22 protein-coding genes are annotated in these 25,684 nt (G+C 70.4%); 11 read left to right on the plus strand and 11 right to left on the minus strand.

Features of this window, described 5'->3' with window-relative positions; genetic code table 11:
- Positions 1-21 precede the first annotated feature (21 nt).
- The 8 genes from ACTMVF_RS36545 to ACTMVF_RS36580 form a co-directional block, all read right to left on the minus strand.
- Entirely contained in the window at positions 22-1,323 is a 1,302-nt protein-coding gene (locus tag ACTMVF_RS36545) for an alpha/beta fold hydrolase (protein ID WP_441275364.1), read from the minus strand.
- Between the two features lie 101 nt (positions 1,324-1,424).
- The gene (locus tag ACTMVF_RS36550) at positions 1,425-2,450 is read right to left on the minus strand and encodes a LacI family DNA-binding transcriptional regulator (RefSeq protein ID WP_441275365.1); all 1,026 of its coding nucleotides are present in this window, start codon (positions 2,448-2,450) and stop codon (positions 1,425-1,427) included.
- An 84-nt stretch (positions 2,451-2,534) separates the two neighbouring features.
- Complete coding sequence (locus ACTMVF_RS36555) at positions 2,535-3,965, minus strand: BNR repeat-containing protein (RefSeq protein WP_441275366.1); 1,431 nt, start codon at positions 3,963-3,965, stop codon at positions 2,535-2,537.
- A gap of 52 nt (positions 3,966-4,017) precedes the next feature.
- The gene (locus ACTMVF_RS36560) at positions 4,018-4,338 is read right to left on the minus strand and encodes an L-rhamnose mutarotase (RefSeq protein WP_441275367.1); all 321 of its coding nucleotides are present in this window, start codon (positions 4,336-4,338) and stop codon (positions 4,018-4,020) included.
- A 17-nt stretch (positions 4,339-4,355) separates the two neighbouring features.
- Positions 4,356-5,435, minus strand: coding sequence for a rhamnose ABC transporter substrate-binding protein (gene rhaS, locus ACTMVF_RS36565; protein ID WP_441275368.1), 1,080 nt, complete (start codon positions 5,433-5,435; stop codon positions 4,356-4,358).
- Between the two features lie 114 nt (positions 5,436-5,549).
- Positions 5,550-6,536, minus strand: coding sequence for an ABC transporter permease (locus tag ACTMVF_RS36570; protein WP_441275369.1), 987 nt, complete (start codon positions 6,534-6,536; stop codon positions 5,550-5,552).
- Entirely contained in the window at positions 6,529-7,569 is a 1,041-nt protein-coding gene (locus ACTMVF_RS36575; protein ID WP_441275370.1) for an ABC transporter permease, read from the minus strand. The genes ACTMVF_RS36570 and ACTMVF_RS36575 overlap by 8 nt, the downstream gene beginning before the upstream one ends.
- A complete protein-coding gene (locus ACTMVF_RS36580; RefSeq protein ID WP_441275371.1) occupies positions 7,566-9,083 on the minus strand; it encodes a sugar ABC transporter ATP-binding protein in 1,518 nt (505 codons plus the stop codon). Before ACTMVF_RS36580 ends, ACTMVF_RS36575 begins: the two co-directional genes overlap by 4 nt.
- A gap of 281 nt (positions 9,084-9,364) precedes the next feature.
- Between ACTMVF_RS36580 and rhaI the strand changes: the two genes are divergently transcribed.
- From rhaI to ACTMVF_RS36610, 6 genes are all read left to right on the plus strand, one after another.
- On the plus strand, positions 9,365-10,525 hold the full coding sequence (gene rhaI, locus ACTMVF_RS36585; RefSeq protein WP_441275372.1) for an L-rhamnose isomerase: 1,161 nt from the start codon (positions 9,365-9,367) through the stop codon (positions 10,523-10,525).
- Between the two features lie 143 nt (positions 10,526-10,668).
- Positions 10,669-12,708: a bifunctional aldolase/short-chain dehydrogenase gene (locus ACTMVF_RS36590; RefSeq protein ID WP_441275373.1), complete on the plus strand. Its 2,040-nt coding sequence runs from the start codon at positions 10,669-10,671 to the stop codon at positions 12,706-12,708.
- Between the two features lie 8 nt (positions 12,709-12,716).
- The gene (locus tag ACTMVF_RS36595; RefSeq protein ID WP_441275398.1) at positions 12,717-14,165 is read left to right on the plus strand and encodes a rhamnulokinase; all 1,449 of its coding nucleotides are present in this window, start codon (positions 12,717-12,719) and stop codon (positions 14,163-14,165) included.
- An 88-nt stretch (positions 14,166-14,253) separates the two neighbouring features.
- Positions 14,254-15,009 (plus strand): (Fe-S)-binding protein, encoded by a 756-nt coding sequence (locus ACTMVF_RS36600; RefSeq protein ID WP_441275374.1) that lies wholly within the window; start codon positions 14,254-14,256, stop codon positions 15,007-15,009.
- Positions 15,006-16,484 carry a LutB/LldF family L-lactate oxidation iron-sulfur protein gene (locus ACTMVF_RS36605; RefSeq protein ID WP_441275375.1) on the plus strand — a complete coding sequence of 493 codons (1,479 nt, stop codon included), beginning with the start codon at positions 15,006-15,008 and terminating at the stop codon, positions 16,482-16,484. Before ACTMVF_RS36600 ends, ACTMVF_RS36605 begins: the two co-directional genes overlap by 4 nt.
- Positions 16,481-17,131: a LutC/YkgG family protein gene (locus ACTMVF_RS36610; RefSeq protein ID WP_441275376.1), complete on the plus strand. Its 651-nt coding sequence runs from the start codon at positions 16,481-16,483 to the stop codon at positions 17,129-17,131. Before ACTMVF_RS36605 ends, ACTMVF_RS36610 begins: the two co-directional genes overlap by 4 nt.
- A gap of 17 nt (positions 17,132-17,148) precedes the next feature.
- On the opposite strand, the gene ACTMVF_RS36615 is transcribed toward ACTMVF_RS36610, so the two are convergent.
- Entirely contained in the window at positions 17,149-18,687 is a 1,539-nt protein-coding gene (locus tag ACTMVF_RS36615) for an FAD-dependent oxidoreductase (RefSeq protein ID WP_441275377.1), read from the minus strand.
- A 252-nt stretch (positions 18,688-18,939) separates the two neighbouring features.
- Here ACTMVF_RS36615 and ACTMVF_RS36620 point away from each other — a divergent pair, with 252 nt between their 5' ends.
- The 4 genes from ACTMVF_RS36620 to ACTMVF_RS36635 all read left to right on the plus strand — a co-directional run bounded on the left by ACTMVF_RS36620 (position 18,940) and on the right by ACTMVF_RS36635 (position 23,389).
- Positions 18,940-19,731 (plus strand): ABC transporter ATP-binding protein, encoded by a 792-nt coding sequence (locus ACTMVF_RS36620; protein ID WP_441275378.1) that lies wholly within the window; start codon positions 18,940-18,942, stop codon positions 19,729-19,731.
- 3 nt (positions 19,732-19,734) lie between these two features.
- Positions 19,735-21,045 (plus strand): FtsX-like permease family protein, encoded by a 1,311-nt coding sequence (locus ACTMVF_RS36625; protein WP_441275379.1) that lies wholly within the window; start codon positions 19,735-19,737, stop codon positions 21,043-21,045.
- A gap of 122 nt (positions 21,046-21,167) precedes the next feature.
- Positions 21,168-22,034 (plus strand): AAA family ATPase, encoded by an 867-nt coding sequence (locus tag ACTMVF_RS36630; protein ID WP_441275380.1) that lies wholly within the window; start codon positions 21,168-21,170, stop codon positions 22,032-22,034.
- A complete protein-coding gene (locus tag ACTMVF_RS36635; protein WP_441275381.1) occupies positions 22,031-23,389 on the plus strand; it encodes a vWA domain-containing protein in 1,359 nt (452 codons plus the stop codon). The genes ACTMVF_RS36630 and ACTMVF_RS36635 overlap by 4 nt, the downstream gene beginning before the upstream one ends.
- 20 nt (positions 23,390-23,409) lie before the next feature.
- On the opposite strand, the gene ACTMVF_RS36640 is transcribed toward ACTMVF_RS36635, so the two are convergent.
- Entirely contained in the window at positions 23,410-24,114 is a 705-nt protein-coding gene (locus tag ACTMVF_RS36640) for an SDR family oxidoreductase (protein ID WP_441275382.1), read from the minus strand.
- Between the two features lie 184 nt (positions 24,115-24,298).
- Between ACTMVF_RS36640 and ACTMVF_RS36645 the strand changes: the two genes are divergently transcribed.
- Positions 24,299-25,273 carry an NAD(P)-dependent alcohol dehydrogenase gene (locus ACTMVF_RS36645; protein ID WP_441275383.1) on the plus strand — a complete coding sequence of 325 codons (975 nt, stop codon included), beginning with the start codon at positions 24,299-24,301 and terminating at the stop codon, positions 25,271-25,273.
- A 52-nt stretch (positions 25,274-25,325) separates the two neighbouring features.
- On the opposite strand, the gene ACTMVF_RS36650 is transcribed toward ACTMVF_RS36645, so the two are convergent.
- A complete protein-coding gene (locus ACTMVF_RS36650; RefSeq protein ID WP_441275399.1) occupies positions 25,326-25,682 on the minus strand; it encodes a cupin domain-containing protein in 357 nt (118 codons plus the stop codon).
- Positions 25,683-25,684 lie beyond the last annotated feature (2 nt).

Below are 25,684 nucleotides of genomic sequence, written 5' to 3' on the forward strand. Positions count from 1 at the left end.
CACTAACCCGTCACACCGACATCACGCTTCGTCACGGGTGAGCGCGAGCAGCCGGTCCAGGACGCGGGGGCCGCCGGCCCGTACGCCGTCGTGCTCGAACTCGTCGGTGACCCAGGTGCGCAAGCCCCGGATCGCACGGGCGGTGGCGAGGGAGTGGGCGGTGTCGACGTACATGTCGTCGTGGTAGACGGCCGCCGCGACCGGCACCTCGTTGGCGGCGAGGCGCGTGGAGTCGTAGAGAGGCTTCCAGTCGGTGCGGGCGGCGAGGAGTTCGGCGGTCTCGCGCAGCGGGCGCAGCGCCGGGTCGCAGTCGAACATCCAGGGGTGGATGGTCTCGCCGGTGAACAGCAGCGGCCCGTCCCCCGCGAGGGTCTTGGCCGCGTCGAACTGCGCGAACTCCGCGCGGACGCGCTCGGCGGACCAGGCGGTGGGGCGGGTGTCCTGGCCGTAGATCGCCTCGTGGACCAGGGCGTACAGCGGGTGGCTCGCGTACGACAGCAGGCCCTGGACCTCCTCCTGGAAGGCGTCCGAGAGGGCCGGGCCCTGCGGGGTGCGCACGAAGGCCTCTTCGAGGAGGTAGTGCAGGCGGTGGCTGCCCTCGCTGCCGCCGAGGACGATGCCGAGGGACTGGAAGGCCTCGGCGGTGAGGCGGTAGCCGTTCGGCAGGACCACGTCGTGCGCGAGGAGGTGGTCGGCGATACGGCGGGCGCGTTCGACGTCCTGCGGGTAGCGGGCGTAGTGCGCGGCGACCTTGCGTTCGATGCGCGGGTAGGCCGCGCGGTAGACGTCGTCGGCGTGCGCGTCGAGGGAGGGCAGACCGCCGGTGATGACGGCGGCGGTCAGGCCCTCGGGGGCGGTGGAGAGGTAGTTGACCGTGCAGAAGCCGCCGAAGCTCTGGCCGAGGACGGTCCAGGGGGCGCCGCCGGTCACCTCACGGCGGATCGCCTCGCAGTCGCGGACGATGGAGTCGGCGCGGAAGTGCGTGAGGTAGTCGGCCTGTTGGGCGGGGCCGCCGCGCAGCGGGAGCGTCTGACGGTTGGCGGGGGTGGAGTGGCCGGTGCCGCGCTGGTCGAGGAGCAGGACGCGGTACTCCTTGAGCGCGCGGCCCAGCCAGGCGCCCTTGCCGACGAAGCGGTTCGCGCCGAAGCCGGGGCCGCCCTGGAGGTAGAGCAGCCAGGGCAGGTCCTGGTGCGCCTTGTCGCCGGCGACGACCTCACGGGCATAGAGCTCGATCGTCTCGCCCTTCGGGGCGTCGTGGTCGAGGGGCACGGTGAAGTGGCGGTCGGTGAGGACGACGCCGGGCTGGCGGTAGCTGACGGTCAACAGGGCTCCCGGGACGGAGGGTTTTCGGGCCGCGTCCCAGTTCAGCACATGTTCGTCCGCCGACCGAGCCCCTGGATCATGAAATCGTACTGAACGACGGATCAGCGGGCCGAGAGACTGGATCGCCGGACCACCAGCTCCGGCTGCAGGACGACCCGCCGGTGCTCGTGCCTCTTCGTCGCGGTCTCCTCCTCCGTCTCCTCCAGCAGCATCTCCGCCGCGAGCGTGCCCATGGTGACCGCGGGCTGCCGTACGGAGGTGAGGGGGACGGCCGCGGCGGCCGCGAACTCGATGTCGTCGTAGCCGACGATCGCGAGGTCGTCGGGGACCTTTATGCCGGCCGCGTACATGGCCTGGAGGACGCCCAGGGCGAGCAGGTCGTTGGCGCAGAAGACGGCGGTCGGGCGGTCGGCGAGGCCGAGCAGGCGTGCGCCGGCGTCGCGGCCCGCGGCGACGTCGAGCCGCTCGGTGGGCAGCTCGCGCAGGCGCTCGGGGCCGAGGCCGGCCTCGGCGAGCGCGTTCAGGGCGCCGGTGCGGCGGTCGCGGACCTGGTTGAGGCCGGGCGGGCCGCTGACGTAGGCGATGGAGCGGTGTCCGGCGTCGACGAGATGGCGTACGGCGAGGGCGCCGCCGGCGACGTCGTCGACGGAGACCGAGCACTCGGTGGTGCCCTCGGCGACGCGGTCGACGAGGACGAAGGGGATGTTGTGGCGCCGGAACGCCTCGATGTTGCGGCCGGTGGCGTCGGCGGGGGTCAGCAGGACGCCGCGCACCCGCTGTTCGGCGAAGAGGGACAGGTACTCGGCCTCCTCGCTCGCGCTCTGCGCGCTGTTGCAGACCATCACGCCGAGCCCCGACTCGCGCGCGGCCCGCTCGGCGCCGCGCGCCACGTCGACGAAGAAGGGGTTGCCCATGTCGAGGACGAGCAGCCCCATGATCCGGCTGCGGCCCGCGCGCAGCTGGCGCGCGGACTCGCTGCGGACATAGCCCAGCCGGTCTATCGCGGACTGCACCCGCGCCCGGGTCTCGGTCGCGACCGTGTCCGGACGGTTGATGACGTTCGAGACCGTGCCGACGGAGACTCCGGCGGCACGGGCGACGTCCTTGATACCCACCGACTGGGCCATCGGGCAGGGACCTCCAGTGAGACTCGGCAAGACGTGGGGCGGCGGGAAGGCACATTACCGTCAAGCCGCCCACAACGGCTCTGGTCAGGCAGGCAGGCGGAAATTGAGGTTGCGCAGCGCCGAGGGCGTCGTACCGCTGGACTTCTCCTGGTACATGATCGACAGGAAGTTGTCCTGCGCGATGCGCGTCTCGTCGATGACGACCTCCCCGAAGGCGTTCAGCCCGGCCGTGACGCCGTCGTACAGGACCGACCAGTCCGTGTAACCGGACGCCTTGGAGGCCCCGGCGATCCGGCAGAACGGGAAGATCGCGTACGCGTTGTCGTACTTGTCCAGGATCAGCTTGGTGCGCTGGCTGGAGTTGAGCGGGACCGGGATCTCGGTCTTCTGCCAGGTGCCGGAGGAGTTCTTGCGGACGTGGAAGGCGCGGCCGCCCGCGGTGCGGTCGGTGACGTAGTTCGTCGTGCACTGGCCGAAGCGGCCGGGGACGTAGCTGATGATCGCGTGCGGCAGGCCCGCGGAGTCGGTGAACTGGCTCTCCTGGTTCATCAGGGAGTGGTCCGGGTTGAGCGCGTCGATCACCAGGCCGCTGTCGGTGACGGCGACCTTGTTGGAGCCGCCGGTGGTGCCGACGACGGTGCCGGCGTTGTTGCGCCAGGTGCGGCCGCGGTCGTCGGAGTAGACGTAGCCGGTGTCGTGGTTGGTGATGCCGCCGCTGGAGCACATCACGGCGCCGTTCTGCTCGCGCCAGGTGAAGAAGGAGTGCAGTCGGCCGTTCTTGTCGTAGTCGATGCCGTGCAGGTACATGTTGCGGGCCGTCGAGGAGCCGTGCTCGCTGGTGTACGTGCCGGTGGAGCTGCTCCACTCGCCGAGGTTGGTCCAGGTCGAACCGTCGTATTCCGCCAGCGCGTTGCGGCCGTTGCCGGAGATGGCCACCCGGTAGCTGAGCTGGAGCTTGCCCTCGGGGGTCGATATGAACTGCGGGTAGGTGAACTGCGAGGTGAGGGCGAGACCGTCCAGGGTGGACTGGGGGGCGCCGAAGCGGCTCGCGGTCCAGCTCAGGCCGGCGGGATTGTCCATGAGCCCGGCGACCGACTTGACGTAGGTGAAGCCGTCGCTGTGCGAGTCCATGTTGAGGTGGAGGCGTCCGTCGATCTTGGAGACGCCCATCGAGATGACGTTGTGGGAGTCGTTGTAGCGCAGGGTGTGGCCGACCTTGACCGTGGACCAGGTGCTGGAGCCGAGCACGCGGCGGCCGACCACGGCGTTGCGGTCGGCGGTGTACCAGACGGCGTACTGGTAGCCCTTGTAGGTCAGCAGGCCGTTCTTCTGGAAGGAGTTGTTGTTGACCAGGCCGTCGTACGACACGAAGAAGATGGCCCGCGTGTCGAGGGTGGTGGTGCCGGTCAGGGTGAGGGACGGGCCGGGGTCGGCGGCACGCGCGGTGCCGGAGGCGAGGGCGGGGGTCATGACGGCTCCGGCGAGGGCGGCGCCCAGCAGCGTACGTCTCTTCATCTCGGGGGACTCCATTGTCGGCGAGGTGCGGGGGAAGGGGAACACTCAGGGCTCAGGCCAGGTGGAACACTTCCGTGAGCGGTTTCATGGCCTCGTCGGGCCGGGCGCCGTCCAGCGACTCGAAGAACGGCGCCATCTCCGCCTGCCAGCGGGCGTTGACGTCGGTGGCTTCCATACCGGCCACGGCGGCCGCGAAGTCCTCGGTCTCCAGATAGCCGACGAGCAGGCCGTCCTCGCGCAGGAAGAGCGAGTAGTTGTGCCAACCGGTGGCCTTCAATGCGTCGAGCATCTCGGGCCACACGGCGGCATGCCGCTCACGGTACTCGTCGAGGCGGTCCGCCCTGACCTTCAGCAGGAAGCACACGCGCTGCATCAACAACCCTCCGGATGTCAGAAGTTGAACTGGTCGATGTTCTTGGCGTCGAAGACGGTGGGCTTGCCGAGACTGATCACGCCGTCCTTGCCGATGGTGTACGTGGTGCCGCCGGCCTTGAAGGTCTCGCCCTCCTTGCCGGTGATCTGGCCGGAGACCAGGGCGACGGCGGTGCGGGCGGCCAGGTCGCCGAGCTTCGCCGGGTCCCACAGCTCGAAGGCGTCGACGGTGCCGTTCTTGACGTACTTGCGCATGTCGTTCGGGGTGCCGAGGCCGGTCAGCTTGACCTTGCCCTTGTACTTGGAGCCCGACAGGTACTGGGCGGCGGCCTTGATGCCGACGGTGGTCGGGGAGATGATCCCCTTCAGGTTCGGGTACTCCTGGAGCAGGCCCTGGGTCTGCTGGAAGGACTTCTGGGCGTCGTCGTCACCGTAGGCGACCTTGACGAGCTTGATGTCCTTGTACTTGGGGTCCTTCAGCTCGTCCTTCATGAAGTCGATCCAGATGTTCTGGTTCGTCGCGGTCTGGGCCGCGGACAGGATCGCGATCTCGCCCTTGTAGTCGATCTGCTCGGCGAGCAGCTGCACCTCGGTGCGGCCGAGGTCCTCGGCGGAGGCCTGCGAGACGAAGGCGTTGCGGCAGTCGGCGGTGGTGTCGGAGTCGTAGGTGACGACCTTGATGCCGTTCTTCATGGCCTGCTTGAGCGCGGTGCACAGGGCGCCCGGGTCCTGCGCGGAGACCGCCATCGCGTCGACCTGCTGCTGGGTGAGCGTGTTGACGTAGGAGACCTGGCCGGCGGTGTCGGTGGCGCTGGACGGACCGACCTCCTTGTAGCTGGAGCCCAGCTCCTTCAGGGCCTCCTCGCCGCCCTTGTCGGCGGAGGTGAAGTAGGGGTTGTTGACCTGCTTGGGCAGGAAGCCGACGGTCAGGCCCTTCTTCAGCTCGGCGTTCGGGTTGGCGGAACCGCCGGTGGCGGCGGAGGCGCCCTCGCTCTTGACGTCCTCCTTGGTGGTGCCGCCGCAGGCGGTGGCGGCGAGGGCGAGCGAGGTGACGGCGGCGAGGGCCGCGCAGGTACGGCGGATGGATGACTTGCGCATGCTGGGTTCCTTTTTTACGAAGGTGAGGGGGAGCGCCCCGTCAAGGGCGCGGGGCGTTATCGATTTGCGGCTACCGCCGCGTGGGCGCGACCAGCCACGGACGGCCCGCAGCTGTCAAACGGCCCTCCTGGCGGAGCGCTGCGCCCTCCCGACGGAGATCTGGCGTGCGACCCGGGGGCCGAGCACGGAGAGGACGAGCAGGACGCCGGTGACGACGATCTGCGACTGGGCGGAGACGTCCTGGAGGCTCATCACGTTCTGCAGGGCCCCCAGCAGGAACACCCCGGCGATGGCGCCGCCCAACGTGCCCTTGCCGCCGTCGAAGTCGATGCCGCCGAGCAACACGGCCGCGACGACCGAGAGTTCGAGGCCGGTGGCGTTGTCGTAGCGGGCGCTTGCGTAGTGCAGCGCCCAGAAGATCCCGGTGAGGGAGGCCATCAGGCCCGTCACCGTGAACAGGATCAGCTTCTGTCGCTTGACCCGGATACCGGCGAACCTCGCAGCCTCCTCGCTCGCGCCGGTCGCGAAGACCGACCGTCCGAACGGGGTGGCGTGCAGGGCGATCACGGCGATCGCGAGGAGCACCAGGAAGGGCAGGAAGGCGTACGGGATGAAGGTGTCCCCGATACGTCCGGCCGCGAAGTCCAGGTACTGGGTGGGGAAGTCGGTCACCGCGTCGGAGCCGAGGATGATCTGTGCGATGCCGCGGTAGGCGGCGAGAGTGCCGATGGTGACGGCGAGCGACGGCAGGCCCAGCTTGGTCACCAGCAGACCGTTGATCAGGCCGCACACCACACCGAGCACCAGACAGATCGGGATGATCGTTTCGATCGTCATGCCCTGGTTCCACAGGGCGCCCATCACGGCGCCGGAGAGACCGGCGGTGGAGGCGACCGAGAGATCGATCTCGCCCGAGACGACCAGAAGCGTCATCGGCAGGGCGATCAAAGCGATCGGAAGGGTGTTTCCGATCAGGAAGGACAGGTTGAGAGCGTTTCCGAAACCATCGACCGTTCCGAAGGACAGCAGGAGCACGACGATCAGAAGCGCACCGACGACCGTGTCCCAGCGGATCGCTCGGCTCAGGGAGAAGTCAGCCATGGCGAGCGTTCCTCTTCTTCAGGGCGGAGGCCACGCGCAGCGCGACGATCCGGTCGACCGCGATGGCGAGGATGAGCAGGATGCCGTTGATCGCGAGCACCCAGACGGAGCTGACACCGAGGGCGGGCAGCACGCTGTTGATGGAGGTCAGCAGCAGCGCGCCGAGCGCCGCGCCGTAGACGCTGCCGGAGCCGCCGGTGAAGACGACGCCGCCGACGACGACCGCGCTGACGACGGTGAGTTCGTAACCGTTGCCGGTGCCGGAGTCGACGTTGCCGAAGCGGGCCAGGTACATGGCGCCGGCGAGACCGGCCAGCGCACCGCAGAAGGTGTACGCGGCCAGGATCCGCTTGCGCACCGGGATGCCGGCGAGACGGGCGGCCTCCGGGTTGGAGCCGAGGGCGTACAGCTCCCGGCCACTGCCGAAGTGCTTGAGGTAGTACGCGGTCGCGACCAGCACGCCGACGGCGATCAGTGCCAGCCACGGCACCGCGGAGATGCCGCCGGAGCCGAAGTCGACGAAGCCGTCCGGGAGGTCGGCAGCCGTGATCTGCCGGGAGCCGACCCAGATCGAGTCGATGCCGCGGATGATGTAGAGCGTGCCCAGGGTGACGACGAGGGCCGGTACCTGGCCGAGGCTGACGAGAAGGCCGTTCAGCAGGCCGAAGGCGATGCCCATCAGGACCGCCAGCAGCACGGCGACGACGGGGTTCCCGCCGCCCTGCAGATACGTGCCGGCGGCGAAGGCGCTGATGCCGAGGGTCGAGCCGACCGACAGGTCCACGTTTCTCGTGATCACCACCAGGGACTGGCCGGTGGCGACCAGGACGAGGATCGTCGCGTTCAGGAGCAGGTCCTTGATGCCCTGCTCGGTGAGGAACTCGCTGTTGCCGAGCTGGGTGACGACGATCATCACCACGAAGACGACCAGGATGGCGAGTTCGCGCATCTTGAAGACGCGGTCGACCAGGCGGGTGCCGCTGGACTTCGGTACGTCGGTGACAGGGGCCTGCTTGGGAGTGATCACCGTCATGCGGCGGCCCTCCCGGTCGCTGCGGCCATCACGGTTTCCTCGGTGGCGTCGGAGCGCGGGATCTCGGCGGTCAGGCGGCCCTCGTGCATCACCAGCACGCGGTCGGCCATGCCGAGGATCTCGGGCAGGTCGGAGGAGATCATCAGGACGGCGACGCCGTCGGCGGCCAGTTCGCTGAGCAGCCGGTGCACCTCGGCCTTGGTGCCGACGTCGATGCCGCGGGTGGGCTCGTCGACGATCAGTACCTTGGGGCCGGTGGCGAGCCACTTGGCGAGGACGACCTTCTGCTGGTTGCCGCCGGACAGGGTGGAGACGGTGTCGGCGATCCGGGCGTACTTGACCTGGAGCTTGACGGCCCAGTCGAGGGAGCGGCTGCGTTCGGCGCCGCGGTCCATCAGGCCCGCCTTGACGGTCGTACGAAGACCCGTGAGGCCGATGTTGCGCTCGATGGACATGTCCATCACCAGGCCCTGGGCGCGCCGGTCCTCGGGTACGAGGGCCAGACCGGAGGCCATCGCGGTGGACGGGGCGCCGTTGATCAGGGCCTTGCCGTCGATGGTGACCTCGCCGGCGTCCCATCGGTCGATGCCGAACACGGCCCGCGCGACTTCGGTACGGCCCGCGCCGACGAGCCCGGCGAGGCCGACGATCTCACCGCGTCGTACGTCGAAGGAGACGTCGGTGAAGACGCCCTCGCGGGTGAGCCGGCGCACGCTCAGGGCGACCTCGCCCGGCTTCACGTCCTGCTTGGGGTACAGCTCGTCGAGGTCACGGCCGACCATCCGGCGGACGAGGTCGTCCTCGGTCATGCCGTCCAGCGGTTCGCTGGCGATCCAGGCGCCGTCGCGCAGCGTCGTGACCCGCTGGCAGATCTGGAAGATCTCCTCCAGCCGGTGGGAGATGAACAGGACGGCGGCGCCCTGTTCGCGCAGGGCGCGGACGACGCCGAAGAGACGGGCGACCTCGCTGCCGGTGAGGGCGGCGGTCGGCTCGTCCATGATCAGGACGCGGGCGTCGAAGGAGAGCGCCTTGGCGATCTCGACGATCTGCTGGTCGGCGATGGACAGGCCGCGCGCGGGGCGGTCGGGGTCGAGTTCGACGCCGAGGCGCTGCATCAGGGCCAGGGTCGCGGCGTGCGTGGCCTTGTGGTCGATCCGGCCGAGCGCGCGCCGCGGCTGGCGGCCCATGAAGATGTTCTCGGCGATCGACAGGTCCGGGAAGAGAGTCGGCTCCTGGTAGATCACGGCGATACCGGCGTCGCGGGCGTCCCCGGGGCCGTGGAAGACGACGGGCGCACCGTCGAGCAGCACCTGGCCCGCGTCGGGCCGGTGCACTCCGGCGAGTGTCTTGATGAGGGTCGACTTGCCCGCGCCGTTCTCGCCGGCGAGGGCGTGCACCTCCCCGGGAAACAGCTCCAGGGAGACGTCCCGCAGGGCACGGACCGCGCCGAAGGACTTCGAGATGTCCCTGAGCGCCAGAACCGGGGCCGGACCCGTTTTGGACGGGTGGGTCATGGGGGCTCCTCGACGACGCCGGCGGGACGGCCCTCTCGACGTCGTGAAAGGTTTCAACTTGGTTGCCGGGACGTTAGGCGTGGCGCGCATGTCACGTCAATGGGTCTGTGTCGAAAAAATTTCGATGAGACAAGGTCACTGGGGAGTCACGGGCAACAGCCTTGGCCACAGGGCTTGACACCCCACCGGACGGCTCATACGTTCCCCTCTTGAATCGTTTCACAGCGAAGCCGTTCAGATGTCTACCGTCCGACTTCCGTCCCGACGTCACAGGAGCCTCAGTGACCGAGCTCGCCGCGGTGAAGGCCGCACTCAAGACCCAGGCAGTCGAAACGCCGTCGTGGGCGTACGGGAACTCGGGGACGCGGTTCAAGGTCTTCGCCCAGCAGGGCGTTCCGCGTACGCCGCGCGAGAAGCTGGAGGACGCGGCCCAGGTGCACGCCTTCACCGGCGTGGCCCCGACCGTCGCGCTGCACATTCCGTGGGACGAGGTCGAGGACTACGGCGCGCTGGCCAAGTTCGCCGAGGAGCGCGGCGTGCAGCTGGGCGCGATCAACTCCAACACCTTCCAGGACGACGACTACAAGCTGGGCAGCATCTGCCATCCGGACGCGGTGGTGCGACGCAAGGCCGTCGACCATCTGCTGGAGTGCGTCGACATCATGGACGCGACGGGCTCCGCCGATCTGAAGCTGTGGTTCGCGGACGGTACGAACTACCCCGGGCAGGACGACCTCCGGGCGCGGCAGGACCGGTTGGCCGAGGGCCTGGCCGAGGTGTACGAGCGGCTCGGGGACGGGCAGCGGATGCTGCTGGAGTACAAGTTCTTCGAGCCGGCCTTCTACTCGACGGATGTACCGGACTGGGGGACGGCGTATGCGCACTGTCTGAAGCTCGGGCCGAAGGCGCAGGTCGTCGTGGACACCGGGCACCATGCGCCGGGGACCAACATCGAGTTCATCGTCGCGACGCTGTTGCGGGAGGGGAAGCTCGGGGGGTTCGACTTCAACTCTCGGTTCTATGCGGATGACGACCTGATGGTGGGTGCCGCGGATCCGTTCCAGCTGTTCCGGATCATGTACGAGGTCGTGCGTGGGGGCGGGTTCTCGCCCGAGGTCGCGTTCATGCTCGATCAGTGTCACAACATCGAGGCGAAGATTCCGGCGATCATCCGGTCGGTGATGAATGTGCAGGAGGCCACGGCGAAGGCGTTGCTGGTTGACCGCGTCGCCCTGGCCGAGGCGCAGGCCTCTGGTGACGTGCTGGAGGCGAACGCCGTGCTGATGGACGCGTACAACACGGATGTGCGGCCGTTGCTGGGTGAGGTGCGGGAAGAGATGGGTCTCGACGCCGACCCCATCGCCGCGTACCGCCGGTCCGGGTGGGCCGAGAAGATCGTGGCCGAGCGGGTTGGTGGGGAGCAGGCCGGGTGGGGGGCGTAAGCGTCTGCCACGTTCTGTTGTCTTCGGGCTGCGGGCCGGATGTGGCTGGTCGCGCCCGCGCGGCGGTAGCCGCAAATTCAACACAGCCCCCCCCCCCCTTTGGGGCGCTTCCCGCACCCTCTCTCAGATAGGACTGAACACCAATGGCACCCCATCCCGAAGCCGCCGCCCTCCTCGCCCGTTCCCGTCGGCTCGGCTCCGACCCCCGCAACACCAACTACGCCGGCGGAAACGCGTCCGCCAAGGGCACCGACACCGACCCTGTCACCGGTGGTGACGTCGAGCTGATGTGGGTCAAGGGGTCCGGTGGCGACCTCGGGACGCTCACCGAGGCGGGGCTTGCGGTGTTGCGGCTGGACCGGATGCGGGCCCTCGTCGACGTGTACCCGGGTGTCGAGCGTGAGGACGAGATGGTCGCCGCCTTCGACTACTGCCTGCATGGGAAGGGTGGGGCGGCTCCGTCCATCGACACCGCCATGCACGGGCTCGTCGAGGCCGCGCACGTGGACCATCTGCACCCCGACTCCGGCATCGCGCTGGCCTGTGCCGCCGACGGCGAGAAGCTGACCGCCGAGTGCTTCGGTGACACCGTGGTGTGGGTGCCGTGGCGGCGGCCCGGGTTCCAGCTCGGGCTCGACATCGCCGCTGTGAAGGCCGCCAATCCGCAAGCCATCGGGTGCATTCTCGGGGGCCACGGCATCACCGCCTGGGGTGACACCTCCGAGGAGTGCGAACGCAACTCGCTGCACATCATCCGCACCGCCGAGGCGTTTCTCGCCGAGCGCGGGAAGCCGGAGCCCTTCGGGCCGGTGATCGAGGGGTACGCGGCGCTCGGCGCCGTCGAGCGGCGGGAGCGGGCCGCGGCGCTGGCGCCGGTCATCCGCAGCATCGCCTCGCAGGACCGGCCGCAGGTCGGTCACTTCACCGACTCCGAGGTCGTCCTCGACTTCCTCGCGAGCGCCGAGCACCCGCGGCTCGCGGCCCTGGGCACCTCGTGCCCGGACCACTTCCTGCGGACCAAGGTCCGGCCGCTCGTCCTCGACCTGCCGCCCACCGCGCCCCTCGACGAGGCCGTCGCCCGGCTCAAGGAGCTGCACGCCGAGTACCGCGAGGAGTACGCCGCCTACTACCAGCGGCACGCCCTGCCCGACTCCCCTGCGATGCGCGGCGCCGACCCGGCGATCGTGCTGATCCCCGGGGTCGGCATGTTCAGCTTCGGCAAGGACAAGCAGACCGCGCGGGTGGCCGGCGAGTTCTACGTCAACGCCATCAATGTGATGCGGGGCGCCGAGGCCGTCTCCACCTACGCGCCCATCGAGGAGTCCGAGAAGTTCCGTATCGAGTACTGGGCGCTGGAGGAGGCCAAGCTTCAGCGGATGCCGAAGCCCAAGCCGCTCGCGACCCGGATCGCGCTCGTGACCGGTGCCGGCAGCGGGATCGGGAAGGCCATCGCGCAGCGGCTCGTCGCCGAGGGCGCGTGCGTGGTCGTCGCCGATCTCAACGCCGAGAACGCCCAAGCCGTCGCCGAGGAGCTGGGCGGGCCGGACAAGGCCGTCGCCGTGACCGTCGACGTCACGTCCGAGGAGCAGATCACCGAGGCCTTCAAGGCGACCGTGCTGGCCTTCGGCGGGGTCGATCTGGTGGTCAACAACGCCGGTATCTCCATCTCCAAGCCGCTGCTGGAGACCTCGGCCAAGGACTGGGACCTCCAGCACGACATCATGGCGCGCGGTTCCTTCCTGGTGTCGCGGGAGGCGGCGCGGGTGATGATCGCTCAGGAGCTGGGCGGTGACATCGTCTACATCGCCTCGAAGAACGCCGTCTTCGCCGGACCGAACAACATCGCCTACTCCGCCACCAAGGCCGACCAGGCTCACCAAGTGCGGCTGCTGGCCGCCGAGTTGGGGGAGCACGGCATCCGCGTCAACGGGATCAACCCGGACGGTGTGGTGCGTGGGTCCGGGATCTTCGCCGGTGGCTGGGGAGCCAAGCGGGCCGCCGTGTACGGCGTCGAGGAGGAGAAGCTGGGTGAGTTCTACGCCCAGCGGACCATCCTCAAGCGCGAGGTGCTCCCCGACCATGTCGCGAACGCCGTCTTCGCCCTGACCGGCGGGGACCTGACGCACACCACGGGACTGCACATCCCGGTCGACGCCGGCGTCGCGGCCGCCTTCCTGCGGTGAGCGCGTCCGTGAAGTCGTATGCCGCGGTCGACCTGGGCGCCTCCAGCGGGCGTGTCATGGTCGGCCGCGTCGGCCCGCACTCGCTGGAGCTGAGCGAGGCCCACCGCTTTCCGAACCGGCCGGTGCGCGTGCCGGAGGGGCTGCGCTGGGACGTGCTCGCGCTGTACGCGGGTGTCCTGGAGGGGCTGAAGGCGGCCGGGCAGGTGGCCGGGCAGGTCGACTCCGTCGGCATCGACAGCTGGGCCGTGGACTACGGGCTGCTGGACGCCGACGGGGCGCTGCTCGGCAATCCCGTGCACTACCGGGACTCCCGGACGGAAGGGGTCGCCGAGAAGGTGTGGGCGACCGTCCCGGCGGAGGAGCTGTACGCGGCCACCGGGTTGCAGTACGCGCCCTTCAACACGCTGTACCAGCTCGCCGCGGCCCGGAGTTCGGCCCAACTGTCGTATGCCAAGCGCCTGTTGCTCATCCCCGACCTGCTGACCTACTGGCTCACCGGCGAGCAGGGCACCGAGCTCACCAACGCCTCCACCACCCAGCTGATCGATCCCCGGACGCGCGAGTGGTCGTACGACATCGCCTCCCGGCTCGGCATCGACCTGGGCCTGTTCGCGCCGCTCAGGCGACCCGGCGATGCCGCGGGGCTGCTGCGCGACGCGGTGCTGGAGGAGACCGGGCTCGCCGGTCCCGTGCCGGTGACGGCGGTCGGGTCGCACGACACCGCGTCCGCCGTGGCCGCCGTCCCCGCCGAGGGCGAGCGGTTCGCGTACATCTGCACCGGCACCTGGTCGCTGGCGGGGCTCGAGCTGAACGCCCCCGTGCTCACCGAGGAGAGCCGGGCCGCCAACTTCACCAATGAGCTGGGGCTGGACGGCACGGTCCGGTATCTGCGGAACATCATGGGGCTGTGGCTGCTCCAGGAGTGCGTACGGGCCTGGGGCGACCCGGACCTGGGCGGACTGCTGCTCGACGCGTCCAAGGTGCCGGCGCTGCGGTCGGTCGTGGACGCGGGGGACGCGGCGTTCCTGGCGCCGGGGCGGATGCCGGAGCGGATCGCCGAGGCGTGCCGTGCCTCGGGGCAGCCGGTGCCCGTCTCGCCCGCCGAGATCACGCGCTGCATCCTCGACTCGCTCGCCCTCGCCCACCGCAAGGCGATCGCCGAGGCCCAGCGGCTGGCCGACCATCCGGTCGACGTCGTGCACGTCGTCGGGGGCGGCACGCGCAACGCTCTGCTGTGCCAGCTGACCGCCGACGCCTGCGGGCTGCCGGTGGTGGCCGGTCCGACCGAGGCCGCCGCCCTCGGGAACGTGCTGGTCCAGGCACGGGCCCATGGGCTGGTCGGCGACCTTGCCGACGGGCGGCGACTGCTCACTCGTACGCAGCCGTTGACCCGGTACGAGCCGCGGGGGGACGCGGCGCGCTGGAGCGAGGCGGAGGCCCGGCTCACCCGACGGTGAAACTCACCCGACGGTGAGCGGGGTCTCCCCCGGGCCGCACGCCCGCACTACCCTGCACTCATCCGATGACCGATCACAAGGAGCCGCGATGCGTGTCGCCCTGTTCCTGACCTGTGTCAACGACACGCTCTATCCGGACACCGGGCGCGCCGTGGTGAAACTACTGACCAGGCTGGGCGTCGAGGTCGACTTCCCGATGGCCCAGACCTGTTGTGGGCAGGCGCACTACAACACCGGATACCGGCATGAAGCCGAGCCGCTGGCCCGGCATTTCTCCGATGTCTTCGGCGAGTACGAGGCGATCGTCACCCCGTCCGGCTCCTGCGGGGCGATGGTGCGGGAACTGTATCCGCGGATGGGTGAGCGGGCGCGGGCCGAGGGGCGTGGGGACACCCTCGCCGCGACGCTGGCGCCGGTGGTGCCGAAGACGTACGAGCTGACGGAGTTCCTGGTGGACGTGCTGGGGGTGACGGACGTCGGGGCGTACTACCCGCACAAGGTGACCTATCACCCGACCTGTCACGGGCTGCGCGGGCTCGGTCTCGGCGAGCGGCCCCGGCGGCTGCTCCAGGCCGTCAAGGGGCTTGAGCTGGCCGAGCTTCCGGGTGCGGACGAGTGCTGCGGGTTCGGTGGGACCTTCGCGCTGAAGAACCCCGATGTCTCGGCGGCGATGGGCGCCGACAAGGTGCGCAACGCCGAGTCGACCGGCGCCGAGGTGCTGTGCGCGGCCGACAACTCCTGTCTGATGCACATCGGCGGGACCATGGCCCGGCTGCGCACCGGCATGCGGCCGGTGCACATCGCGGAGATCCTGGCGAGCACGGAGGAGGAGCCGGCCGTATGAGCGGGACGTTCGTAGGGATGCCGGCCTTTCCGAAGGCCGCGCACGAGGCCGTGCACGACCAGACCCTGCGCGGCAATCTGCGGCATGCCACGCACACGATCCGCGCCAAGCGGGCGGGCGCCGTCGCGGAGGTGTCCGACTGGGCGGCGCTGCGGGAGGCCGGGAAACGGATCAAGGACCATACGCTGCGTCATCTCGACCGCTACCTCGTGCAGTTGGAGGAGTCGGTCACGGCGGCGGGCGGCACGGTGCACTGGGCCGCCGACGCCGACGAGGCCAACCGGATCGTGACGGAACTCGTCCAGGCGACCGGTGAGTCGGAGGTCGTCAAGGTCAAGTCGATGGCCACGCAGGAGATCGGGCTGAACGAGGCGCTGGAGGCGGAGGGCATCCGCGCCTACGAGACGGATCTCGCCGAGCTGATCGTGCAGTTGGGCAAGGACCGGCCCTCGCACATCCTCGTCCCGGCGATCCACCGCAACCGGGGCGAGATTCGGGACATCTTCGAACGCGAGATGAGCGAGTGGGGCCGCCCGGCCCCCGAGGGCCTCACGGACACGCCTGCCGAACTCGCCGAGGCGGCCCGTCTGCACCTGCGCGAGAAGTTCCTGCGCGCCAAGGTGGGCGTCTCCGGCGCCAACTTCATGGTCGCCGACACCGGCACGCTGGTGGTCGTGGAGTCCGAGGGCAACGGGCGGATGTGCCTGACCCTGCCCGAGACGCTGATCTCGGTCGTCGGCATCGAGAAGATCGTGCCGACGTGGCGGGACCTGGAGGTGTTCCTGCAGACGCTCCCCCGCTCCTCGACGGCCGAGCGCATGAATCCGTACACGTCGACGTGGACCGGTACGACGGACGGCGACGGGCCGAAGAACTTCCACCTCGTCCTGCTCGACAACGGCCGCACCGACACCCTCGCCGACGAGGTCGGCCGCCAGGCCCTGCGCTGCATCCGCTGCTCGGCGTGCCTGAACGTGTGCCCGGTGTACGAGCGGGCCGGCGGGCACGCGTACGGCTCGGTCTACCCGGGTCCGATCGGCGCCATCCTCAGCCCTCAACTGCGGGGCGTGGCAAGCGAGATCGACGCCTCGCTGCCGTACGCGTCGTCGCTGTGCGGTGCCTGCTACGAGGTGTGTCCGGTCGCCATCGACATCCCCGAGGTGCTGGTGCATCTGCGGGAGCGGGTCGTGCAGGGCGGCGAAGTCACCTCGCAGGGCAACAAGGTGGTGCTGAAGCCGGCGAAGGGGCATGCCGCCGAGCGGGCCGCGATGCGGGCGGCACGCTGGGCCTTCCGCCACCCGGGTGTCCTGCGCACCGGTCAGCGGCTCGCCTCCCGCACCCGGCGCCTGCATCCGCGGTCGCTGCCGGGTCCGGGCAAGGCGTGGAGCGGCAGCCGGGATCTGCCGGCGGTGCCCGCGGAGCCCTTCCGGGACTGGTGGCAGCGTACGCGGGGCGGAAAGGACGGTGCGAAGTGAGCAGCAGGGAACGGATCCTGGGCCGGGTGCGGCGCGCGCTGGCGGACGTGGCGGACGTACGGCAGGACGACGCACCGTACGAGCAGGCGGTTCCGCGCGACTATCTGCGCGAGCACGGGGAGCGGACCGTCGCGGAGACCGTCGAGTTGCTGGCCGAGAACCTGGCGGACTACCGGGCCGTCGTGCACCGCTGCACCGCCGCCGATCTTCCGGCGACGATCGCCGGGATGCTCGCCGCGCGGGGTGCGAAGACGGTGCTCGTGCCGCCGGGACTGGAGCCCGAGTGGCTCTCGGCGACCGACGCGGAGCCGGTCGCGGACCGGGCGGAGAGCACCCCGCACGAGCTGGACCGCATCGACAGTGTGGTCACGGCGTGCGCGGTGGCCGTCGCGGAGACCGGCACCATCGTCCTGGACGGCTCGGCCGACCAGGGCCGTCGCCGTATCACCCTCGTCCCCGACCACCACATCTGTGTCGTACGGGTCCCCGAACAGGTCGTCTCCTCCGTCCCGCAGGCACTCGAACGCCTCGACCCGGGCCGCCCGTTGACGTGGATCTCCGGTCCGTCGGCGACCAGTGACATCGAGCTGGACCGGGTCGAGGGAGTGCACGGTCCGCGCACCCTGGAGGTCGTCCTGGTCGGCTGAGGCCGTGCCCCTGGGCCTCAGATGTCCCGCGGCTCCAGGGGCCGCACCGCCGGGCCCTGCACCACATGGCCGTCCGGATCGAAGCGGGAGCCGTGGCACGGGCATTCCCAAGCCCGTTCCGCGCGATTGAACGCCACGATGCAGCCCAGGTGCGTGCACTTCGCGGAGACGGCGTGCAGCTTTCCGTCCTCGTCCCGGTGGACGGCACAGCGCTTGCCGGACACGTGGACGACCGCGCCGTCGCCCGGGGCGATCTCGTCCACCGATGTGGACGAGGGGCCCGGCAGGTGCTGGAGCCGGTCGCCGACGAAGTGGCGTGCCACGTCGGCCTGGTGCCTGAGGAAGTCCTTGCCCTCGCGCAGGACGGACGTCACGCGGCGCGGGTCGTACAGGTCGCTCCACGCGTTCTCGCGACCGGTGATCAGATCGCACAGGAGGCGGCCCGCCATGACCCCGCTCGCCAGTCCCCAACCGCCGAAGCCGGTGGCCACGTAGGTGTGCCGGCTCGCGGGGTGGAGCGGGCCGACGAGGGGCACGGAGTCGGTGGGGTCGTTGTCCTGCGTGGCCCACCGGTGCGTGAAGTCGAGCTCTCCGAAGCGCTCCACCGCCCACGCGGACAGGGTCTCGAACCGCGCCTCGACATCGCTGCCGGTCCCCGGGGTGAAGTGCTCGCCGGTGACGATGAGCAGGCGTTTTCCGTCCTTGTAGGGCGCCGTGCGGACGGAGCGGGTGTTCTGCTCGGGGGTGATGTACATGCCGGACGGAGCGGCGGCAGGGTCGAGGGGAGCGGTGACCACGAGTTCGCGGCGAGGCGAGAGCCGGGTGAACAGCAGGGCCCGGTCGAAGATCGGATAGTGGGTGGCGACGACGACGGATCGCGCGGTCACCTTCACCCCGTCCTCGGTCGTGAGGACACACCGGTCGCCCTCGGAGAGCCCGACCACACGCGTGTGCTCGTGCACGCGGCCGCCCAGGCGGCGCAGGTCCTCGGTGAGCGCCAGCAGGTACTTGCGGGGGTGGAACTGTGCCTGCTCCTCGACCCGCACCGCGCCCGCGACCGGGAACGGCAGGTCCGTGTCGGTCACGTACTCGGCGGGCAGCCCCGCATCCCGGGCCGCGGTGGCCTCGGCCCGCAGCTCATCGGTGCGGTCGCCGTCCTCGGCGAAGGTGTACGCCGCCGTGCCCTCCCAGTCGCAGTCCACGCCCAGCGCGTCCGCGGTCTCGGCGGCGTGCCGGATCGCGTCCATCTGCGAGGCCGCGAACAGGCGCGCCCCCTCCTTGCCACGGGTGCGGCGCAGCCGGTCGTAGATCAAGGTGTGCTGGGCGCTCAGCTTGGCCGTCGTGTGCCCGGTGACGCCGGTGGCGACGCGGTCCGCCTCCAGTACGGCGACCTCGTGGCCCCGCCGGGCCAGTTCCCAGGCCGTGCTGAGCCCGGCGATGCCCGCGCCGATCACGGCGACCTCGACGGTGAGATCGCCGTCCGGTGGGGGCGCGAGGTCGCCGGGCGGTGCCGTCTCGATCCAGTACGAGGTGTAGGTGCGACCCTGATCGTCCATGGCGCCCGGGTTCCCCGGACCGGCCGGGCCACACGACGGACGCCGACCGGTCGAACGATGCGACCTCGCGCCCGTCGGTCTTCCGCCGCGCCGGCTGGTCCACGCTGCCCCGCAGCCGCCGCGGCAGCGGCTGACCCCAGGTCCGGGGTGTCGTTGAGTACACCCCGCAACACGGGTTCTGCGCCCAGTGTGGTCACGTCGTCGCCTCCGTAGCTTCTTCGGCAGGGCACAGGGAGTGCCGGACGGAGAGTGATGACGATGTTTCGCGCAGGCTCGCGAACGACGCACGACAAGGGACCCGCCGCCGAGGCGCTCCGGCTCGTCAAGGTCACGAAGACCTACGGCGCGCACGACAGTGCCGTGACCGCTCTGGACGGGGTCACCCTCGGCCTGGGGCGGGGCACCTTCACGGCGGTGATGGGGCCCTCGGGGTCCGGCAAGACCACGCTGCTGCACTGCGCGGCCGGGCTCGACCGGCCCGACAACGGCATCGTGCGGGTGGACGGCACCGAGCTGACCGGGGGCGGCGAGGCCGAGTTGACGAAGTTCCGGCGGGGGCGGATCGGGTTCGTGTTCCAGCAGTACAACCTGCTGGAGACGCTGACCGTCGCGCAGAACACGGTGCTTCCGCTCAAGCTCGCCGGGCAGCGCGTGGACCGCGAACGGGCCAAGGAGGTCCTGGCCTCCGTCGGCCTCGGCGACCGGCTCGGGCACCGCCCCGACCAGTTGTCCGGCGGGCAGCGGCAGCGCGTGGCGATCGCCCGTGCCCTGGTGACGGAGCCCCGGGTGATCTTCGCGGACGAGCCGACCGGCGCCCTGGACACGCGCAGCGCACGCGACGTACTGCGGCTGCTCCAGCAGGCGGTGCGGGTGCACGGCCGGACCGTGGTGATGGTGACCCACGACCCGGTCGCCGCCTCCTACGCCGACTCGGTGCTGTTCCTGGCGGACGGCCGGCTGGCGGGCCGGATGGACGCCCCGACGGCGGACGCGGTGGCCGAACGCCTCGCGCACCTGGGCGACAACGTGGCGACGGGGGTCTGAGCGATGTTCCTGCTGGCCATGCGGTCGATACGGCACCGTCCCGGGCGGTTCCTCGCCACCCTGCTGTCCGCGTTCCTCGGCGCGGCGATCATCATGACGTTCAACTCGATGCACGACACGGCGGCGCAGGACGGTGTCGACGCGACCAGCGCGGAGACGCTGTCCACCGCGGCGGGCGTGGTCGGCGGCTACGGCACCCTGCTGGTGTTCTTCGCCGTCGCCTCCACCCTGACGGTCAACGTCCGTCAGCGCGCGGCCGAGTTGGCGCTGCTGCGCTGCTCGGGGGCGACTCCGGCGCAGCTCAAGCGGATGGTGGTCGGCGAGGCGGTGGCCGTGGCGGTGGTGGGCGCGGCACTGGCGATCGGCCCGGCGATGCTGGGCGGTCGGGCGCTGCTGGAGGTGTTCCAGGACAGCGGCCAGGTCGCCGAGTCCGTGGACCACTCCTTCGGGCCGATCGCCCTGATGACGGGCATCGACATCACGCTGCTCGCGTCGGCCGGCGCCGCCTTCCTCGCCGTACGGCGGGCGACCCGCGGGCGCGAACGGCGGGGCGGGGCGCGCAGGTTCCTCGCGTACGCGGCGCTGCTCACCGGCGCGGCGTCGGCCTCCGCCACCTTCGTGTTCTCGGCGACGGACGCGGCCCTGATGGCGCCGCCCGCCTATGGGGCGATCCTGCTGTCGGTGGGCTTCGCGCTGATGGCGCCGCGACTGCTGGAGGGCGTGCTCGACCGGCTGCCGCTGAGCGGGGCGAGCGGCTGGCTGGCCGTGCGGAATCTGCGGGAGCGGGCCGGTCAACTGGCGGGGATCCTGGTGTCGTTGATCCTGTTCACGGCGGTGGCCACGGCCACGCTCACCATGCAGGCGGTGGAGAGCGACGCAGTCGAGGCCTCGGGCCTGACGAAGTCGGTCGACGCCAAGAACCTCGAGACGCTCAACTTCACGGTGGTCGGCATCATCGTGGTCTTCGTCTGCGTGATGCTGGTCAACTCGCTGTACGCGGCGACGAGTTACCGCGTCCGGGAGTTCGGTCAGCAGCGCCTCGCGGGCGCGACCCCGGGTCAGGTGCTCGGGACGGTCGGCGCCGAGACGCTGATCCTGACCGTCACCGGGGTCCTCTTCGGCATGGTGGCCGCGCTGGCCGGGATCGTCCCGTTCACCATGGTCCGCACCGACGGGGTGCTGCCGGGCGAGGTCTACGGCATCGGTGCCGCGGTGGTCGCGGTCGCGGCGGCGGTGACGCTGGGGACGAGCCTGGGCACGGCCCGGCGGATGCTGCGCACTGCGGCGGTGGGGGCGGTCGCGGTGGCGTCATGAGGAGAGCGACCACGGGGGCGGCTGCTTCGGCGGCCGTCCCTTGTGCGGAACCCCCGTGACAACATCGCTGAACAAGCGCTTAGATAGGTGCTGCGACTGTCACTGCCGAGCTGGAGGCCCCGTTGTTCACATCCGTCGACGACGTCTCCGCACGTCTGGCCGAGACCGGCTATCTCGCCTCGCCCGCGGTCGCCACGACCGTCTTCCTCGCCGACCGCCTCGGCAAGCCGCTCCTGGTGGAGGGCCCGGCCGGAGTCGGCAAGACGGAGCTGGCCAAGGCCGTCGCCGAGGTCGCCGGGGCGCGGCTCGTGCGTCTGCAGTGCTACGAGGGGGTCGACGAGTCCCGGGCGCTGTACGAGTGGAACCACGCCAAGCAGTTGCTGCGCATCAGCGCGGGCCGCGACGAGACGTGGGACGAGACGCGCACGGACATCTTCAGCGAGGAGTTCCTGCTCACCCGCCCGCTGCTGACGGCCATCCGGGGCGAGGACCCCAAGGTGCTGCTGATCGACGAGACCGACAAGGCGGACGTCGAGGTGGAGGGCCTGCTCCTGGAGGTGCTCAGCGACTTCCAGGTGACCGTCCCCGAGCTGGGCACCATCACCGCGACGCGCCGCCCGTTCGTCGTCCTCACCTCCAACGCGAGCCGGGAGCTGTCCGAGGCGCTGCGCCGCCGCTGTCTGTTCCTGCACATCGGCTTCCCGGACGAGGAGCTGGAGCGCCGGATCGTACGGCTGAAGGTGCCGGGCCTCGACGAGGCGCTGGCTCGCTCGGTCGTACGGGTCGTGGGTGCGCTGCGGGCGATGGACCTGCGCAAGGTGCCGTCGGTCGCCGAGACCATCGACTGGGCGCGCACGCTGCTCGCGCTCGGCGCCGACACGCTGGACGAGACGGTCGTACAGGCGAGCCTCGGCGTACTCCTCAAGCACCAGGACGACGTCCTCAAGGCGTCCGCCAAGCTGGACCTGGACACCCTGGACGCCCTGTGACCACGCCCGCGGGTGTCGCCGAGCGGCTGACGTCCCTCGTCGGCGCCCTGCGCGCGCACGGCGTCCGGATCGGTACCGGCGAGACGGTGGACGCGGCGCAGGCGGTGGAGGCGCTCGGCCTCGCGGACCGGGAGCTGCTGCGCGAGGGGCTAGCGGCGACGCTGCTGCACGGCACCGGCCAGCGGCAGGTGTTCGACCCGGTCTTCGACCTGTACTTCCCGCGCGGTGTCGGCGGGCCGGAGCAGAAGGCCGCGGGGCGGGACGACCTGCGCGAACGGCTGGCGGCCGCGCTCACCACCAACGACCAGGTGATGATGGGCCGGTTGGCCGTCGAGGCGGTCGACGGTTTCGGTGGCTACGGTTCCTCGCCGGAGTCGGACGGCTGGTCGTCGTACCAGGCACTCGAACGGTTGCGTCCGCAGACCCTGCTCGCCCGTGTCCGCGACAACGTCCGGGCGCAGGGCGGCAGTTCGGGGTTCGCCGACCGGCTCCTGGAGGATGAGATCCGGCGGCGTATCGAGGCGTTCCGGGCGCTGGTGGCGGCGGAGGCCCGGCGCCGGGTCGCCGAGCGGCGGGGCCGGGACGAGATCGCCCGGCGGGCGGTGACGCCGACCGCCGACCGGGTCGACTTCCTGTTCGCGGGTAAGGCTCAACTCGCCGAGCTGCGCAGGGCTGTTCAACCGCTCGCCCGCAAGCTCGCGACCCGGCTCGCGGCCCGTCGCCGCCGTGCCTCCCGGGGCTCGATCGATCTACGCCGGACCCTGCGCGGGTCACTGTCGACGGGCGGGGTGCCGATGAAGCCGGTGCTGCGCCGGCGCCGTCCTGTGCGCCCCGAACTGGTGCTGCTGTGCGATGTGTCGGGCTCGGTGTCCGGGTTCTCGGACTTCACGATGCTGCTGGTGCAGGCGTTGCACGACCAGTTCAGCAAGGTGCGCGTGTTCGCCTTCGTCAACCGGATCGACGAGGTGACCGGGCTGCTGGAACGCGGCACCGCGGACCCGGAAGGGCTCAGTGCTCGCATCGAGGCGGAGGCCACGCTCACCGGCTATCACGGCAGCAGCGACTACGGCATGGCGCTGGGCGAGTTCGCCGAGCGCTACGGCGACGCGGTCGGCCCGCGCACGACCGTGTTCGTCCTCGGCGACGCCCGCACCAACATGAGCGACCCCAACCTGCCGGCCGTCCGGGAGATCGCCGAACGGGCGCGCCGCTTCTATTGGTTGAACCCCGAGCAGCGCTCCCGCTGGGGCACGGGCGACTCCGCCGCGCCCGCCTACGCCGAACTCGTCGAGATGCACGAGTGCCGCACCGCCCGGCAGCTCAGCGCGCTGGTGGCGCGCCTGCTGCCGGTGTGATCAGGGGCGATCAGGGGTCGTCAGGCGGCGGCGAGCTGCGGGTAGAGGGCGACCGGATCGGCCGCCAGGCCGGCCTTGACCTGCCGCGAGATGTCATCGGCCAGGACCTCGTAGGCACCGGACGCGATCCCGTCGAGGGCCTGGGCCGCGACGCTCTCGGCCGTGGACTTGGGCGCGTCGATGCCGGAGGTCAGGTCGGTGTCGACGTATCCGACGTGCAGGCCGGTGACGCCGATGCCGCGCGGCTGCAGATCGAGTCGCAGCGAGTTGGTCTGTGACCAGAAGGCGGCCTTGGAGGCGCTGTAGGAGCCGGCCAGGCCGAGCCACGACAGCACGGAGTGGACGTTGAGTATGTGGCCGCCGCCGTTGCGCTCGATGATGGGGACGAAGGCCCGGGTGACCAGGAGCGGCCCGTAGAAGTTGGTCTCGAATTCACGCCGGACGTCCTCGACGGGCGAGTCGAGGAAGTTCGCGTTCACCGAGGCTCCCGCGTTGTTGATCAGCAGGGTGACGTCCTGCGCCTGCTCGGCGGCCGCCGCTACGGACGCGGGGTCGGTCACCTCCAGTGCGAGCGGCACGGCGTCGGGGTGCGTGACGGTACGCGGGTCGCGGGCGGTGGCGTACACCTTCTTCGCGCCCCGCTCGTAGAGGGCGGCGACGAGGGCGCGGCCGATGCCGCGGCTGCCGCCGGTCACCAGGGCGACGGAGCCTTCGATGGTGGTCATGGGTCTCTCCCAGCTGTTCGACAAAGGCGCGGGAAACCGATCGGTTTCCGTCCTGGTGTCAGGGTAAACCGATCGGTCTCGTCGGGGCAAGCCGGGGGTCGGTTCCGGAGAAGATCAGGGTTCATCCCCGATATCCGGTTCTGCGGAACTTCCGTACTGTCGCCAGAAACAGAGGGGGGATCCCATGAAGGCTGTGGTTCAGGACAGGTACGGTTCGGCGGACACGCTGGAGTTCAGGGACGTCGACACTCCGGTGCCGGCGGCCGACGAGGTGCTGGTGCGGGTGCATGCGGCCTCGGTCAACGCCTACGACTGGCACCTGATGCACGGCGACCCGAAGATCGCCCGTCTGGTCTTCGGGCTCTCCAGGCCGAAGGCCAGGGTTCGGGGCCGGGACTTCGCCGGCCGCGTGGAAGCCGTGGGCAGCGGGGTCATGGGGCTCAAGCCCGGCGACGAGGTGTTCGGCGAGGCCGACGGCGCCTTCGCGGAGTTCGTGTGTGCCAAGGACGGCATGGTGGGCCCGAAGCCGGCCAACCTGACCTTCGAGCAGGCGGCCGCGATACCCCTCGCCGGGAACACCGCCCTCATCGGGCTGCGGGACGTGGGGCGGGTACAGCAAGGCCAGACGGTCCTGGTCAACGGCGCGTCGGGCGGGGTCGGCACGTTCGCCGTACAGCTCGGCAAGGCGTACGGCGCCGAGGTGACCGCGGTGTGCAGCACACGGAACGTGGACCTGGTCCGTTCACTCGGCGCGGATCACGTCATCGACTACACCCGCGAGGACTTCACCCGGGGCGGCCGACGGTACGACGTCGTACTGGACCTGGTGGGCAACCACTCGCTGGCCGAGTTCCGGCGCGCGATCACTCCCAGCGGCACGCTCGTACTGTCCGGCGGCGGTGTCTACGAGGGCGGCAGCGTCGTCGGACCGATGGGGCTCTTCTTCAAGAGGCGGCTGGCAGCGCCGTTCGCCCGTCAGCGGCTGCTCGAACTCCCGGCCAGGCAGAGCAGGGCGAACCTCGCGGCGCTGCGCGAACTCGCCGAGTCCGGGAAGATCGCCCCGGCCGTCGAGCGGACGTATCCGCTGAGCGAGGCGGCCGAGGCGATCCGGTACGTGGAGGTGGAGCACGCACGCGCGAAGGTCGTCGTCACCGTGTGACGAGCCGGCGCGGGACGCCCGGCGCTACTTCTTCGCGTTACTCCCTCGCCGGCTACTTCTTCGCGTACTCCCTCGCCGTCTGCCCCTGGAAATCGTAGAGCACGACCTGCTCGTCACCGACGACCCAGGCGTCATGACCGGGCGAGCAGACGAAGACGTCTCCGGGGCCGACTTCCTGTTCGCCGCCCTCGTCCATGCGGATGTGCAGACGGCCCTGGGCCATGTAGCAGTTGTGGTGCATCTGACAGCTCTCGGTGCCCGCGATCGGGCCCACGGACTCCGACCAGCGCCAGCCGGGCTCGAAGGTCGCCACGGCGAAGTCGAGATCTGTCATGTGGACGGCTTCGAGGTGGCCGCGGGGGAAATCACGGCGCTCGTCGGGCTTCTCGAGCGGCTTCACTTCCAACACCA

It is taken from the genome of Streptomyces sp. SD31 (genome assembly GCF_052068475.1).
Taxonomy (GTDB): domain Bacteria; phylum Actinomycetota; class Actinomycetes; order Streptomycetales; family Streptomycetaceae; genus Streptomyces.

What these genes read in the sequence shown, in the direction of transcription:
- ACTMVF_RS36555 (WP_441275366.1), bottom strand. Translation starts at nt 3,965, where the DNA reads ATGAAGAGACGTACGCTGCTGGGCGCCGCCCTCGCCGGAGCCGTCATG.
- ACTMVF_RS36590 (WP_441275373.1), top strand. Translation starts at nt 10,669, where the DNA reads ATGGCACCCCATCCCGAAGCCGCCGCCCTCCTCGCCCGTTCCCGTCGG.
- ACTMVF_RS36640 (WP_441275382.1), bottom strand. Translation starts at nt 24,114, where the DNA reads ATGACCACCATCGAAGGCTCCGTCGCCCTGGTGACCGGCGGCAGCCGC.
- ACTMVF_RS36560 (WP_441275367.1), bottom strand. Translation starts at nt 4,338, where the DNA reads ATGCAGCGCGTGTGCTTCCTGCTGAAGGTCAGGGCGGACCGCCTCGAC.
- ACTMVF_RS36645 (WP_441275383.1), top strand. Translation starts at nt 24,299, where the DNA reads ATGAAGGCTGTGGTTCAGGACAGGTACGGTTCGGCGGACACGCTGGAG.
- ACTMVF_RS36550 (WP_441275365.1), bottom strand. Translation starts at nt 2,450, where the DNA reads ATGGCCCAGTCGGTGGGTATCAAGGACGTCGCCCGTGCCGCCGGAGTC.
- ACTMVF_RS36620 (WP_441275378.1), top strand. Translation starts at nt 18,940, where the DNA reads ATGACGATGTTTCGCGCAGGCTCGCGAACGACGCACGACAAGGGACCC.
- ACTMVF_RS36580 (WP_441275371.1), bottom strand. Translation starts at nt 9,083, where the DNA reads ATGACCCACCCGTCCAAAACGGGTCCGGCCCCGGTTCTGGCGCTCAGG.
- ACTMVF_RS36575 (WP_441275370.1), bottom strand. Translation starts at nt 7,569, where the DNA reads ATGACGGTGATCACTCCCAAGCAGGCCCCTGTCACCGACGTACCGAAG.
- rhaS (WP_441275368.1), bottom strand. Translation starts at nt 5,435, where the DNA reads ATGCGCAAGTCATCCATCCGCCGTACCTGCGCGGCCCTCGCCGCCGTC.
- ACTMVF_RS36615 (WP_441275377.1), bottom strand. Translation starts at nt 18,687, where the DNA reads ATGGACGATCAGGGTCGCACCTACACCTCGTACTGGATCGAGACGGCA.
- ACTMVF_RS36605 (WP_441275375.1), top strand. Translation starts at nt 15,006, where the DNA reads ATGAGCGGGACGTTCGTAGGGATGCCGGCCTTTCCGAAGGCCGCGCAC.
- ACTMVF_RS36625 (WP_441275379.1), top strand. Translation starts at nt 19,735, where the DNA reads ATGTTCCTGCTGGCCATGCGGTCGATACGGCACCGTCCCGGGCGGTTC.
- ACTMVF_RS36570 (WP_441275369.1), bottom strand. Translation starts at nt 6,536, where the DNA reads ATGGCTGACTTCTCCCTGAGCCGAGCGATCCGCTGGGACACGGTCGTC.
- ACTMVF_RS36600 (WP_441275374.1), top strand. Translation starts at nt 14,254, where the DNA reads ATGCGTGTCGCCCTGTTCCTGACCTGTGTCAACGACACGCTCTATCCG.